Raw genomic sequence first — 11,793 nt, 5'->3', positions numbered from 1 at the left:
TGAAAGCAACACACCCCGATATATCGGTTGTCGCGATAAATCACGACCTACTGTTTTGCAATCAGCGTGCGGGTATTTTATTGTAAGGTCAGGCTTTAGCCTGAAGGCATATACAGTATTCCCCAGAACCCCATATACTCTTTTCTCAACGTATTCTTATTGTTAATCAGTGGTTTACAGCGTGTTCAGAATAAATTTAAATAAGAGTAATACCAATCGACTTAAATATTTAACCACTCTAGCGGGCTAAATAAAGCGCTAACTGTGTTATAAATTTTTCATGTACGACTGCATGGATGCAGGAGGTAGAGCAATGCAGGAGCAATTGCCGAGAACCACTACATGTCAAAATTTATGCCTTTTTATCACTGTATTTACCTGTCGCTATAAGTGGTCAGTAACTTAACACGATTGGTATAATAACAAAAAGCTTGTTAAAAATATGAGCCCCTAGAATAAACCATAGCCTTCTGTTTCTTCAGCATGCTGCTGGGCTAAGTGAGCGGGGCGAAATATAGCACTAGGATCTATGAGTACGCTGTGCTTACCTTCAAGCTTTATCAAGCCGCACATCATACTTTTAGTCTGATGGTCTATATCAAAACCAATATCGGTAAGCTTATCAAGAGGTTTAATGTTCTCTTTTTGATAACTGATATTATCTTCAACTTTATCGACTAAAAGGCCTATATGAGGGGTTCGGCCATCTTTAGTGGTGAAAATAATGATAGGTTTATAGTCCAAAATTATTTGCTCTTTAGCGGATTCAAATAATCGAATTAGCTGCATAAAGCTATTGCTTCGCTCGTGGCTTAGTTCCTGTAAAGCCTGTTTAATCGCTCCTTGTTTAACTAATTGAATAATCATATTTGAGCGTTCATAAAGCCGCTCATAAGGAATTTTAAAGCGCTCAATAATAGCTTGAAGATCTTCATTCTCGGTTTTAAAGTTGCTGTACCATTTAGTGAAGTTTGATTGTTGTATATCATCACTTTGATTAAATATTTGGTTTTGATTTATACTGTTTTCCAGTGCATTAAACCATTGATATTGCTTTTCTTCCCATTCGTTAAATAAGTTACTTAGTAGTTGATTACTTGCTTGGGTAGATTGTTTATTGAGAATGAGCCCTAGATCAAAGATTGGAGTAGGCGTTTCCATATAATCTTTAACGCCAATGAAACTTTTATTATCATTTGGTAATGAGGTTAAATTATTTTCAAAGCGCTCTGTTAAAAGTATATCGAGAATCTTTAATGAAATAGTTTTCTGACCTACTCTAAAATTAATTAAATCCATACGTTCCTCACGTCCCAAATTAGTAATTTAAGGATAGAACATAATTTAGAAAAGACAGTGATTTCGCTGATTTTTTAGAAAACAGAACGATAGATTATACGTTTATTCTGGTCTGTTTTATTTACGAACAATGAGTTTATCTTTTTATCCTCACGGAATACTCTATTTAATTGTAGAATCAAACAGCGGCGCTGTAGTGGTAATGAACAGCGCTTTACAGCAGAACTAAACACCATTGCATTAAGATAGCCTTCAAAATGAAGCCGATTAGGCTCATCAATTTTTGCTAGGAGCATGTCTTTAATAAATTCACGGCACCAGTATGCATCACACTCTTTTGGATTAGGGACGACCTCAGTAACCATAAGTTTACTCGGCTGTTTAATGCGATCAAATAAGTCCTGACTTGATACAAAGGATACGCTTGTATAGTCAGGTGAAAAATTGAGTTGATAAGCTTTATTTATAAATTCAGCTAATGGTTTGTATGTACCGACAAGTGCAATGGCTGTTACATTACTGGATTTTAATTGTTTAAGTGCGCTATCTATATCATTGCTATTACGTCGGTAACGAGCAACTTGAATTGGTTTAAGGTTATAAGAAGCAAGCGATTTAATTAGGGCACTTTCGACAACATGGCCAAATTCATCGGCTTGAATTAAAAAACCAATTTTAGAGTGCTTCAACTCTTCTACGAGGTATTTAATTTGCTCTCGAACTTCATCATAGTAACTAGCGCGGATGTTAAATACATTTATCGTTGGTTGGTGGTGTAAAAAATCAGCACCGCTATAGGGCATTAAATAAGGGGTTTTTACCCGTTCAAGAATAGGAGTAATTGCATGACTTGTAGGAGTTCCCATTGCACCAAACAGAGCATCGACTTTATCTTGGTAAATAAAGTGACGAGTATTGCTGACCGCCCTTTTTGGTTCATAGCCATCATCAGCCACGAGTAGCTCTACTCGAGCTCCATTTATACCGCCATTGTTATTTATTTTATTAAAATAAGCATTACTACCTTGGTAAAGTTGCTCGCCAATTTGTTTAGCTGGGCCACTCAATGCTGTAGACATGCCTAATTTTATAACCTGCTTTTCCTCGGCATAGATAAAATTACTCATGAAAAGAAAAAGGAGTAAAAGAGTACTAAGGTAACTTTTTAAGTGAATATTGCTCATACCAGTTATTAACAGCCTGCTTAAATAGTTTATCGAGTGATTTTTTACCACTGATCTGGAAAACTATTTGTACTTTTTTTGGTGACCAGTTTTGTAATATTAGCCTAATAATAAGGTATTTGGTATTTTCATCACAATTGAAAAAACTGTTTGGTGTACGCCAGAGTGCGCGCCATAGTAAAGGCTTTATAGCAAATAGCTGATAATCTGTTGCTAATAAGGCTGTAAGACGTTGATCTAACTTGTTATCAACACTTTCCTGTGCACAGCCGTTTAGTATTTGTTCGACTAATTGCTGATCCAATTGACTGAAATGCTCAAGGAGCTGTAATGCAAAGTCTGATTGAAAATGAGCTGCAAGATCATTAATTAATAGATCATCGTCAGTTAGGGGCTTAACCATTAGAGCCGCATGTTCAGCAGTGGCTTTATCTTTTGCGAAGCCTAGTTTAAGTAAGTCAAATCCAGCATTTTGCCAAAACTTGAGTAGTGTTGCATTAGCACCAAAACTTGCCCCAAACCAATGGCAAGTTGAGGCTAGTTGCTGTTCACAATGGCTAATAAGTTGCGAGCCAATACCTTTGCTATGTTCTGATGGTGCAACGGCAATACGAACAACACGAGCAGATAACTTTGTAAGTACGTCAGCATCAATACTTAGCTGGGCTAATGTTTGCGCCATTAAATGCCCTTGGGGACGACGCTTACCACTGACTATTTGTGCGCTTATATCAACGGGTAAACCACCTTCAATCGCAATTAAACATACGGCAATAATGCAATTTTGTTGCTGACACACAAATATACGCTGCCTAGTTGCATCGAGTAAATGGCGTAAGTCATTCACGCTGGTTTGGTAATGTGCTAATGCCAACAGTCCTATCACTTGGCGTAGTAAAACCTCATTTTTGGCAAGGTTCTGAGCATTTAATTCAGAAAAGTGAAGGGGGTTAGTATTCAGAACAATACTTTGATGATCCGCATCAAGTGCTAACAAATTACAAATATGCTGCTCGAGGGGATCATTCGCTGCAAAGCGGATTGGCTGTTCTAAAGTAACACTGCGCATATTTTTATAATGATGCTCCAAATAGTGTTTGAACTTTAATGTATACCCGCGACCGTTTCCTTCATAACCTATTATTGTGCTGGCAAATACAATACGAGGATAATGTGCGAGCATTTTAATTAGTAGTGGTACTGGGATCGCAGCGGCTTCATCAACCAGCAACACATCACATTCTGGTAGCTCATTAAGTAACTGATCGGGTGCAACATAATGTAGGTTGGCTAGTTGTTTGTTTTGTGCTCGATAGGTGAGCTCTCGCTCTATTGCAAAGTGTTTAAAGCAGCTGTGCAAGGCATTAAATTGTTGTGAGCAAATGAGTATTTTTTTGCCTGTTAATTTTGCGGCTGCAAGACCCAAAGAGGCGGATTTTCCACGGCCGCGATCTGCACTGATTAATAATGGTCTATTGGCCCTTCCTGTCGCTGTTTTAACTATTTGATCGATACAATATTGTTGTTCAGTTAAGTCTATTTTACCAGCTAGCTGACTCGTGTTAGGTGATTGCTGCCAGCCTGTCTGTTGGCTCAAATGCAGTAATAGATCGTTACAGAGTAAACGTGCGAAGCGTTGGTTAAAATAACTGTATTGTTGCTGCGTTTCAAATGATTGAAACGCAGTAAGTGCAGGGTCGCACCAATGGTGTAACTCATTAAGCTCAGGTAACAGTAGAATAAACAACCCGCCAGCCTGGACAGTGCCACTGAGGGCTGCAAACTTATCAGGTACTAATCCACTAAACCCATCATAAATAACATGTTGAAATTCTTGGCCGAGAATCTGGTGAGTATGTTCGGGCCAAACACTGTTTGTGAGATCAGGACTGCTTGATAATACTTTTACATGCGGGTTGTTAAGTTGGTTGAGTAATTCATTAGCTTGCTGATAACACCAATTTTGTTCGCCAGTAATTAAGAGCAACTGCCTATGCTTAGCATAGGCAAGTTGCGTTAGAGTATTTTGTAGTAGCGAGTTAAATAGCTTGTAGTCGTGCATAAACAGTTACTAACCACTTACTACCAAAATCATCAAAATTCACTTGTACGCGAGATTGTGCACCACTACCTTCATAGTTAATAACTGTTCCCATACCAAACTTTGCATGTAACACATGTTGGCCTAAGTTAAAACCACTTTCTTCAAATGTGGCATGACTTACTGATGAGCTAAAACGTCCTGATGCAGGTGGGCGTGATACTTGTGTTTTAATGCGAATTTCTTCAATGCAATCCTCAGGCATTTCGCGTAAAAAACGTGACGGGCTGTGGTATTTTTCTTGCCCGTAAAGGCGGCGAGTCTCGGCGTGACTGATATACAGTTTTTCCATCGCACGAGTCATGCCTACATAACAAAGGCGACGTTCTTCTTCTAAGCGACCTGACTCTTCATTACTTTGTTGTGAAGGGAACATACCTTCTTCAACACCTACCATAAATACCAGTGGAAACTCTAGACCTTTCGCTGAGTGTAAGGTCATCATTTGCACCGCATCTTCATGCTCTTGTGCTTGACCATCGCCAGACTCGAGTGAGGTGTGTGCTAAAAAACCTTGTAAAGGAGAGCTATACTCTTCATCTTCCGGCAGCTCATATTGGCCACAGGCACTGATCAGCTCCTCTAAATTTTCTACACGAGCGCGGCCTTTTTCACCTTTTTCAGCCTGATACATCGCCATCAAACCTGATGTTTGAATCGCGTATTTGGCTTGCTCTTCTAACGTGAGATCGCTAATTTTATCTTCAATATGCTCTACTAGTTCAACAAACTTAGTAACAACGGTTGCTGCACGGCCTGATAAATGTTGTTGCTCAACAATCGCTTTAGCGGCGTACCACAATGGTAATGATTCGCTACGGGCACAGTCGCGTATATGGCTCAGGGTTTTATCACCTATACCACGGGCTGGGGTGTTAATTACTCGCTCAAAAGCGGCATCGTCTTGGCGATTACCTACTAAGCGTAAATATGCGAGTGCATCTTTAATTTCTTGACGTTCAAAGAAGCGCATACCGCCATAAATGCGGTATTTTAAACCTTCTTGGAGCATAGCTTCTTCGAGAACGCGTGATTGTGCATTACTACGGTACAAAATAGCGGCATCTTGCAGGGCGTTCCCCGCGTTCAACCAGCTGCGTAATTTACTACTAACAAAGCGTGCTTCATCTAATTCGTTAAAGGCAGCATAAACTGAGATTGGCTCACCATCATTACCATCAGTCCAGAGGCTTTTTCCCATACGATCTGAGTTATTTTGAATGAGTGCATTAGACGCTTTTAGAATGGTGGCAGTAGAACGATAATTTTGTTCTAGGCGAATAGTTTCGGCCTTAAAGTCGGTTAAAAAACGTTTAATGTTTTCAATTTTAGCACCACGCCAGCCGTAAATACTTTGGTCATCATCGCCAACAATCATAATACTATTAGTGTCGCCTGCCAGCAATTTAAGCCATGCATATTGAATAGTATTAGTATCTTGAAACTCGTCAACTAACATGTGGGCAAAGCGTTGCTGGTAATGACGAAGCAAGGTGGGGTTATTTTTTATAACTTCAAAACTGCGTAGTAAAATTTCTGCAAAATCGACTAAACCGGCACGGTCACATGCTTCCTGATAAGCGGTATACACTTTTAACATCATTTGTTCGTTGATGTCATAAGCTTGAATATCTTTAGGGCGCAGGCCTTCGTCTTTTTTGGCACTGATATACCAACCAAACTGTTTAGCAGGCCATTTTTTATCATCAATATTCATGGCTTTTAATAAGCGCTTGATCATGCGCAGCTGGTCGTCAGAGTCTAAAATCTGAAATGCCTCTGGCAAATTAGCTTCGCGATGATGGGCGCGTAAAATACGGTGTGATAAGCCATGGAAAGTACCAATCCACATTCCACCAACAGGAGCTTGAAGGGCTTCTTCAACGCGAGAGCGCATTTCTTTAGCTGCTTTATTAGTAAAGGTTACCGCAAAAATACTGTAAGCCGAAGCTTGCTCAACTTGCATTAACCACGCGATACGATGAACCAGTACTCGAGTTTTACCAGAGCCAGCACCAGCGAGCACCAACATATTTTGTAGTGGAGCAGCTACGGCATCCCGTTGTTTGTCATTTAAGCCATCGAGTAATTCTGAAACGTCCATCATCACGCCTTTTCAATCAATATTGAAAGCAGTATAACAGGTGTTTTTGTTAGGCTAAATAAAATACTGTTTTTATAAACAGTTAATTTAAAAAATGTTCTTTATTCTATTTAGTGAGTTTTTTAGCTAAGCTATCATGCGTATGATAATGTTGCCGTAGTAAATTTGACTTATATTTAGTGAAAATAACGATTTTGGTAAAAAGAAATGATGCTATGTTATTTTAAGTTTTTGATTTTAATCGGTTTTAATAATTGGCATGATGTGTGTAAGTATCTAATAAGAAATTAAATTAATAATTGAGGTTAACATGGCAGATCAAGGTTCTGGCGGTAATGTAATTGCGGCAATTTGTAATATCTTTTTCCCAGGTTTAGGGCAGTTGGTGCAAGGACGTATTTTGTCGGCTATCTTTTTTGCACTAGCCATCATTATAAGTTATGCGCTTGTTTATGTATTAATCGGTTTTGTACTAGTACCTATTATTTACTTATGGTCGATAATTGATGCCGCTCGCTATAGATCATGACGTTAGAAGTTAATAATAGCGCCCTTTGGCGCTATTATTGTTTTTGGTGTTGTGCTTTTACAATTTGGGTATAATTGCATAATTATAGGTTCATAAGTGATATATATGGAATATCAATTTATACGCGATCCAATCAGTGGCCTGCGCATTAAAATTAGCAGCGAACATGCAGTAATAGGCCGTTGGCTTAACGAAGAAATTGGTAAAGAAAAAATAGCCATGGTACAAGCATTAATAGCATCAGTTGCAAGTAGCTTTGAGCCATTGACTTTAAAAGGGCAAGAAATTGATTTGATCTTAAATAAAGACGAAGCTATTTTTGAAGCGCACGCATTACACCAAGATTCTGAAGATTTAATCGCATATCAAGACGATGAGCTAATGCTTGAAGAAAATGGTTTAAGCAGTGGTTGTGGGTTTGAAGACTTTATTGATTTGATTAATTCATGGCAAGAATTTACTACAGGAAGGTAAGCAGAGCATAGGCTCTGCTATTTGGCTATATTACTGCTCAGACACTGATTTAACAGCAGCAAGTAATAAATTTTCGGTCAGACGTACTTTATAGTTAGGGTTAGCGTATTGAAAATGCACGAGCCCTTTTTTATCTACCACAAATACCGCAGGCACAGGCAGTGCAACTTTAGCTTTACCATCAAGGGACACAAAATTCACCCCTAGTTTATTACGGTAAATAGTCGCTGTTTTATCATCTAAATAAAATGCAAGGCCAAGCGCTTGGCTTAAGGTAAGGCTATCGTCAGAAAGTAACTGATAATTAGGGGAGTCAATTTTACTCTCAGCGAGCTTTTCAGGGCTGTCTGGTGAGATTGCAATAATTTGTGCACCTAATTCAGCTAGTTCAGCTTCTATTTTTTGTATACTCGCAAGTTGCTTTGAGCAATACGGGCACCAGCCACCTCGATACACTATTAACACCGTTGTTTTTTCTGCAAAACGCTCAGTAAGATCAACATTGTGACCATCTTTATTCTTTAATGTTGTTGCAGGTATAGTCAGTCCAGGCATCAGTGGGCTGACTTTTTCAGCTGCTGAGGCAATATTCGTTGCGGTTGCAGCTGATACCGATGCTGTTATAAGCATAGAGCAAGCAAATAAAATAGGTTTTAGCATGTAATTCCCTTGGTAATTTTTGAAACGTGCGGCTTAGATGACAGACTAGCAAGATAAACAATTTCATCAAACTTAATTTATCTGTATTATTAGCAGTAATTAAATAGAGTAACTGGGATCGAAATGTCTGCCAATTTAAGTAAACTAGTAGTGATGCTAGAAATGCAAAATGCCATGAATACTAAAGTACATGACCAATGGTTTAGCCAAGGGTTTGAGTGGAATCGTGCTATTTGGGTTGAATGCGCTGAAATGCTTGATCATTACGGTTGGAAATGGTGGAAAAAGCAAACTCCAGATACCGAACAAGTTATTTTAGAGCTTGTTGATATTTTTCATTTTGGTTTATCGCTACGCATTGATGGTAAAACTAGTTACTTAGATTTAGCTAAGCAACTTGAACAACAGTTAAGTGCACCGCAGCAAGCTGATGACTTCAAACAAACATTAGAAATTCTAGCGGCGTCAGCTGTTGCAGATAAAACCTTTAACGCTGCTGCATTCGCAGGTTGCATGGTGCAAATAGGTATGGATATTGATGATTTATACCGTGGTTATGTAGGTAAAAATACGCTTAACTTTTTCCGTCAAGATCATGGCTACAAAGACGGTAGCTATATTAAAGAATGGCATGGACAAGAAGATAACGAGCATTTAGTTGAAGTAGTTAAAAGCCTTGATACTGAGCATGCTGATTTTGCAAAGCTTGTATACCAAGGCTTGGAGGCGCGTTACCCTAAGAGTTAAGGGTGGACGTGGCTAAAATCAGTAATATTTAAATAGTCACTAATTTCATTGTGTGGTTGCTTGCTATCAGGGTTTGCAACCGCCAATAAATGACCAATACCAAACTCTTTCGCGGCTTTTAACACACTTAAACTGTCGTCAATAAATAGCGTTCGTTGTTTATCAAACCCTAAATCTGCATGTACTTGTTGCCACAAACTTTGATGCTCCTTACTTACACCGTATTGATGAGTAGACACCACACCATCCAAATAATTATCAATGGCTGTTTTTTCGAACTTTAAAATAACACTTTCAGGGTGCGCGTTGGTCAATAAAATAAGCTCTTTACCAGCTTGGCGCAGTGCAGTTAAAAAAGCAGGCACATCTTCACGTACTTTAATAAGGTGCTGTGTTTGGCGTTTAAGCTCCATAATTGGCAGATTAAGCTGCTGCTCCCAGTAATCTAAACAGTACCATTGAATTTGCCCATGAACTGCTTGATAACGTTTTGCAATATCAGCTTTTGCTTCATCCAAACCAATATTGCGCACAATAGCATGCTGCTCAGGAATAACGTTTAGCCAAAAGTGATTATCGAAATGTAAATCAAGGAGTGTGCCATCCATATCGAGTAATACAGTATCGATTTTTGACCAATTTAGCATAGGAATTTCCACTTATAGGGTTTATGATTAAACTAACTGCCATGATAGCAAATTAATGCCGATGACACAGAAAAAGCACCCAACACCACCTGAAATTCTCAGTGACGAAGTCGTCGCTAAAAGCCGTTTATTTACGGTTGAATCCTTAGAATTAAAATTTTCAAATGGCGAGCAGCGCCAATATGAGCGGATCCGTGGCGGTGGCCGGGGGGCGGTAATGATAGTGCCACTAAATATAGACAATGAACTGCTGCTAGTTCGTGAGTACTGTGCTGGCACCAATGATTATCAACTAGGTTTTCCCAAAGGGTTAATCGACCCTGGTGAAACACCAGAGCAAGCAGCAAACCGAGAACTTAAAGAAGAGGTTGGCTTTGGTGCTGAGCAACTCCAACCATTAAAAGTAGTATCAATGGCACCGAGCTACTTTAATGCGACAATGCATATTTTATTTGCTCAGCAGCTTTATCCACAAACACTTATAGGTGATGAACCAGAACCATTAGTGGTTGTTAAGTGGCCATTAACCGATTGGCAGTCATTATTACAACAATCAGACTTCACAGAAGCACGAAGCGTTGCAGCTTTGCTATTATTAACTAAGCATTTAGAATCTGGAGCTGCCAATGAATAAATTACTAGAGCCTTGCATTGAACTTGCACAAAGTGCAGGGGCAGCCATTATGGCTATTTATAAACATGGTGATATTGGTCAACAAGAAAAGTCGGACCATACCCCTGTTACTAAGGCGGACTTAGCTGCAAATGATGTACTTGTCGCCGGCTTAAAAGCACTCGCACCCGATATCCCTATTATGTCTGAAGAAACGCCCATTCCTGCACTTGCGGATAGGCAAGATTGGCAACGTTATTGGTTGCTGGATCCTATGGATGGTACAGGGGAGTTTATTTTAGAAAGTGGTGACTTCGCTGTAAATATTGCCTTGATTGAAAATAATCGTCCGGTACTTGGTGTGATCTATTGGCCAGCAAAAGAAACCACTTATTTTGCTAGCTATCAAAATGGTGCATTTAAGCGTGTTGCCGGTATAGAGCAGCAGATCAATGTTGCTACCCCTGATAACCTAACTTTAGCCGTTAGCCGACGCCAAAAGATTGAAGCGGTGAGTCAATACTTAAATGCACAGTTTACAACCGTTGCAGTTGGCTCATGCTCTTTAAAGGCATGTATTGTTGCTGAAGGGAAAGCTGATTGCTTTTTACGTATAGGTCCAACGGGTGAATGGGATACAGGCGCTTCACAAATTATTGTAGAAGAAGCGGGTGGTTGTATTACCGATGCCGAATTTAACCCGTTAACCTACAATCAACGTGAAAGCACTGAAAATCCTGACTTCATTGTGATGGGGCACCCTGATTGGGAGTGGCAAAAAATGATTAATCCGCATCAAAGAGCACTTTAATTCGTATTTTGATTGCTTTTTGTTCGGTTGAACAGTTTTAAGTGGTTTAACTCTTGCATTATATTATGATTCCTATACTATAGCGCTCTCTTCGAAACAGGTTCGAAAACAATACGAAACTGTTGAAAAGAAATTACAGGCGCGGGATGGAGCAGTCTGGTAGCTCGTCGGGCTCATAACCCGAAGGTCGTCGGTTCAAATCCGGCTCCCGCAACCAAATTTTTATAAAAATTTGGTTACTGTAAACTCTTGGTTAGAGTGAAAATTAACTAGTCGATAGACTTTAAATACACAGGCGCGGGATGGAGCAGTCTGGTAGCTCGTCGGGCTCATAACCCGAAGGTCGTCGGTTCAAATCCGGCTCCCGCAACCAATTTTAAATTGGAAGCCAAGTTGTCATATATAGCAACTTTAAATAACTCTACAATTTCAGGCGCGGGATGGAGCAGTCTGGTAGCTCGTCGGGCTCATAACCCGAAGGTCGTCGGTTCAAATCCGGCTCCCGCAACCACTGAAATAAAAATAGTAATATTAAACAGACACGCCTAAAGCGTGTTTTTTTATGCCTAAAATTCAGTGAGTGCAAAGAATGGGCTCCTCATAACTAGAAGGCCGTCGGTTCGC

11 protein-coding genes and 3 tRNA genes are annotated in these 11,793 nt (G+C 39.6%); 8 read left to right on the top strand and 6 right to left on the bottom strand.

What is annotated here, in order from left to right:
- Positions 1 to 450: 450 nt before the first annotated feature.
- From HH219_RS21295 to uvrD, 4 genes are all read right to left on the bottom strand, one after another.
- Positions 451 to 1,299 carry a chemotaxis protein gene (locus HH219_RS21295; protein ID WP_169328555.1) on the bottom strand — a complete coding sequence of 283 codons (849 nt, stop codon included), beginning with the start codon at positions 1,297 to 1,299 and terminating at the stop codon, positions 451 to 453.
- Positions 1,300 to 1,373: 74 nt separating this feature from the next.
- Positions 1,374 to 2,378, bottom strand: a complete 1,005-nt coding sequence (locus tag HH219_RS21290; RefSeq protein ID WP_249118581.1) for an ABC transporter substrate-binding protein — start codon at positions 2,376 to 2,378, stop codon at positions 1,374 to 1,376.
- A 73-nt stretch (positions 2,379 to 2,451) separates the two neighbouring features.
- On the bottom strand, positions 2,452 to 4,545 hold the full coding sequence (locus HH219_RS21285) for a GNAT family N-acetyltransferase (protein WP_169328553.1): 2,094 nt from the start codon (positions 4,543 to 4,545) through the stop codon (positions 2,452 to 2,454).
- A complete protein-coding gene (uvrD, locus tag HH219_RS21280; protein ID WP_054206360.1) occupies positions 4,523 to 6,688 on the bottom strand; it encodes a DNA helicase II in 2,166 nt (721 codons plus the stop codon). The genes HH219_RS21285 and uvrD overlap by 23 nt, the downstream gene beginning before the upstream one ends.
- Before the next feature lie 310 nt (positions 6,689 to 6,998).
- Here uvrD and HH219_RS21275 point away from each other — a divergent pair, with 310 nt between their 5' ends.
- On the top strand, positions 6,999 to 7,217 hold the full coding sequence (locus HH219_RS21275) for a hypothetical protein (RefSeq protein WP_054455563.1): 219 nt from the start codon (positions 6,999 to 7,001) through the stop codon (positions 7,215 to 7,217).
- Positions 7,218 to 7,322: 105 nt separating this feature from the next.
- Entirely contained in the window at positions 7,323 to 7,691 is a 369-nt protein-coding gene (locus HH219_RS21270) for a YacL family protein (protein ID WP_169328552.1), read from the top strand.
- Positions 7,692 to 7,721: 30 nt separating this feature from the next.
- Here the strand turns inward: HH219_RS21270 and HH219_RS21265 are convergent, their stop codons facing one another.
- Positions 7,722 to 8,351, bottom strand: coding sequence for a peroxiredoxin-like family protein (locus HH219_RS21265; protein ID WP_169328551.1), 630 nt, complete (start codon positions 8,349 to 8,351; stop codon positions 7,722 to 7,724).
- Between the two features lie 123 nt (positions 8,352 to 8,474).
- Between HH219_RS21265 and HH219_RS21260 the strand changes: the two genes are divergently transcribed.
- On the top strand, positions 8,475 to 9,098 hold the full coding sequence (locus tag HH219_RS21260; RefSeq protein WP_054206364.1) for a dUTP diphosphatase: 624 nt from the start codon (positions 8,475 to 8,477) through the stop codon (positions 9,096 to 9,098).
- Here the strand turns inward: HH219_RS21260 and yrfG are convergent.
- Entirely contained in the window at positions 9,095 to 9,745 is a 651-nt protein-coding gene (gene yrfG, locus HH219_RS21255) for a GMP/IMP nucleotidase (RefSeq protein WP_169328550.1), read from the bottom strand. The two genes, HH219_RS21260 and yrfG, sit on opposite strands and share 4 nt — an antisense overlap.
- Before the next feature lie 61 nt (positions 9,746 to 9,806).
- On the opposite strand from yrfG, the gene nudE reads away from it, so the two are divergent.
- The 5 genes from nudE (at position 9,807) to HH219_RS21230 (ending at position 11,680) form a co-directional block, all read left to right on the top strand.
- Complete coding sequence (gene nudE / locus HH219_RS21250) at positions 9,807 to 10,379, top strand: ADP compounds hydrolase NudE (protein ID WP_170174314.1); 573 nt, start codon at positions 9,807 to 9,809, stop codon at positions 10,377 to 10,379.
- Entirely contained in the window at positions 10,372 to 11,169 is a 798-nt protein-coding gene (gene cysQ / locus HH219_RS21245) for a 3'(2'),5'-bisphosphate nucleotidase CysQ (protein ID WP_054206367.1), read from the top strand. The genes nudE and cysQ overlap by 8 nt, the downstream gene beginning before the upstream one ends.
- A 140-nt stretch (positions 11,170 to 11,309) precedes the next feature.
- Positions 11,310 to 11,386, top strand: a tRNA-Met gene (locus HH219_RS21240).
- Between the two features lie 79 nt (positions 11,387 to 11,465).
- A tRNA-Met gene (locus HH219_RS21235) sits at positions 11,466 to 11,542 on the top strand.
- A 61-nt stretch (positions 11,543 to 11,603) separates the two neighbouring features.
- A tRNA-Met gene (locus tag HH219_RS21230) sits at positions 11,604 to 11,680 on the top strand.
- The last annotated feature ends 113 nt before the right edge of the window (positions 11,681 to 11,793 follow it).

It is taken from the genome of Pseudoalteromonas sp. NEC-BIFX-2020_015, from assembly GCF_012952265.1.
Classification (GTDB): Bacteria; Pseudomonadota; Gammaproteobacteria; order Enterobacterales; family Alteromonadaceae; genus Pseudoalteromonas; species Pseudoalteromonas neustonica.
This window is presented reverse-complemented; position numbering and strand designations above follow the sequence as displayed.

Excerpts from the sequence above, each read along its gene's own strand:
- HH219_RS21295 (WP_169328555.1), bottom strand. The coding sequence starts at position 1,299 with ATGGATTTAATTAATTTTAGAGTAGGTCAGAAAACTATTTCATTAAAG.
- HH219_RS21270 (WP_169328552.1), top strand. The coding sequence starts at position 7,323 with ATGGAATATCAATTTATACGCGATCCAATCAGTGGCCTGCGCATTAAA.
- uvrD (WP_054206360.1), bottom strand. The coding sequence starts at position 6,688 with ATGGACGTTTCAGAATTACTCGATGGCTTAAATGACAAACAACGGGAT.
- HH219_RS21290 (WP_249118581.1), bottom strand. The coding sequence starts at position 2,378 with ATGTCTACAGCATTGAGTGGCCCAGCTAAACAAATTGGCGAGCAACTT.
- HH219_RS21275 (WP_054455563.1), top strand. The coding sequence starts at position 6,999 with ATGGCAGATCAAGGTTCTGGCGGTAATGTAATTGCGGCAATTTGTAAT.
- HH219_RS21285 (WP_169328553.1), bottom strand. The coding sequence starts at position 4,545 with ATGCACGACTACAAGCTATTTAACTCGCTACTACAAAATACTCTAACG.
- nudE (WP_170174314.1), top strand. The coding sequence starts at position 9,807 with ATGACACAGAAAAAGCACCCAACACCACCTGAAATTCTCAGTGACGAA.
- HH219_RS21260 (WP_054206364.1), top strand. The coding sequence starts at position 8,475 with ATGTCTGCCAATTTAAGTAAACTAGTAGTGATGCTAGAAATGCAAAAT.
- HH219_RS21265 (WP_169328551.1), bottom strand. The coding sequence starts at position 8,351 with ATGCTAAAACCTATTTTATTTGCTTGCTCTATGCTTATAACAGCATCG.
- cysQ (WP_054206367.1), top strand. The coding sequence starts at position 10,372 with ATGAATAAATTACTAGAGCCTTGCATTGAACTTGCACAAAGTGCAGGG.
- yrfG (WP_169328550.1), bottom strand. The coding sequence starts at position 9,745 with ATGCTAAATTGGTCAAAAATCGATACTGTATTACTCGATATGGATGGC.